This window comes from Streptomyces sp. NPDC004031, assembly GCF_053604375.1.
Genome location: NZ_JBSGHL010000166.1, coordinates 1 through 1,310 on the forward strand (window position 1 = coordinate 1; position 1,310 = coordinate 1,310).

Here is a 1,310-nt window from a genome sequence, read left to right on the forward strand (position 1 = left end):
ATCGGCTACCTCACCGACGTCCTCGTCCTGCGCGCCGACCTCACCGACAACCCCACCCTCGGCACCCTCCTCGACCGCACCCGCGACGACGTCCTGACCGCCTTCGCCCACCAGGGCATCCCCTTCGAGGAGTTGGCCGCCCGCCTGCGCGTCGTCCGCGACCCCGCCCGCACCCCCCTCTTCCAGACCATGGCCATCCTCCACACCGAGGACGCCGAGCACGCCGCCGACGCCTTCGCAGGCCTGCGCACGAGCACCTACGACGGCGGGTTCGAGCAGGCGAAGTTCGACCTCATGCTGGAGGCCTGGCAGGACGACGACGGGCTGCTCGTGACCTTCGTCTACGACGCGGAGATCTTCGACGCGGCCACGATCGAGCGGATGACCGAGCGCTTCGCCCGCCTGCTACGAGCCCTCCCCGACCACACCACCACACCCTTCGCCGCCGTCCCGATCCTCGGCCCCGACGACACCACCGTCCTCGACGGCCCACGCCTCGCCGAAACCCCCACCTTCCTCGACCAGTTCGCCGAACAGGTCCGCCTCAGGCCCGACGCCATCGCCCTGACCTGCGGCGACCAGCACCTCACCTACGCCCAGCTCGACACCCGCGCCCGCGACCTGGCCACCGCCCTCCCCCACCACACCGTCATCGGGATCCGCCTGGGCCGCACCACCGACGCCATCGCCGCCATGATCGCCACCTGGTACGCCCACAGCGCCTACCTCCCCCTCGACCCCGACTACCCCCAGGCCCGCCTGGACTACATGACCCACGACAGCGGCGCCGCCCTCGTCCTCACCCCCGACGGACCCACACCCGGCACCACCACCACACCCACCACCACAACCGACACCGCCTACCTCATCTACACCTCCGGCTCCACCGGCACCCCCAAAGGCGTCACCGTCCCCCACACCGCCCTCGCCACCCGCACCACCTGGATGCGCCAGGAATACGGCCTCCAACCCGGCGACCGCATCATCCAGTTCGCCTCCCACAGCTTCGACACCCACGTCGAAGAAATCTTCCCCGCGCTCGCCTCCGGCGCCCGCATCACCCTCCTCCCCGACGGCCCCCTCACCCTCACCGACCACCTCACCGGCACCACCGTCCTCGACCTCCCCACCGCCTACTGGCACCACCTCGTCGACGACATCCACACCACCCCCTGGCCCACCACCCTCCGCCTGGTCATCCTCGGCGGCGAGCAGGCCCACGAAACCGCCCTCACCCGCTGGCACCACCACTTCGCCGACCGCATCCGCCTGGTCAACACCTACGGCCCCACCGAAGCCACCGTCATCGC

1 protein-coding gene is annotated in these 1,310 nt (G+C 70.8%); it reads left to right on the forward strand.

Going from position 1 to position 1,310, the window contains the following annotated elements:
• Positions 1–1,310 (forward strand): AMP-binding protein (locus ACWERV_RS36850; protein ID WP_452941268.1); only part of this gene is annotated, 1,310 nt, incomplete at both ends.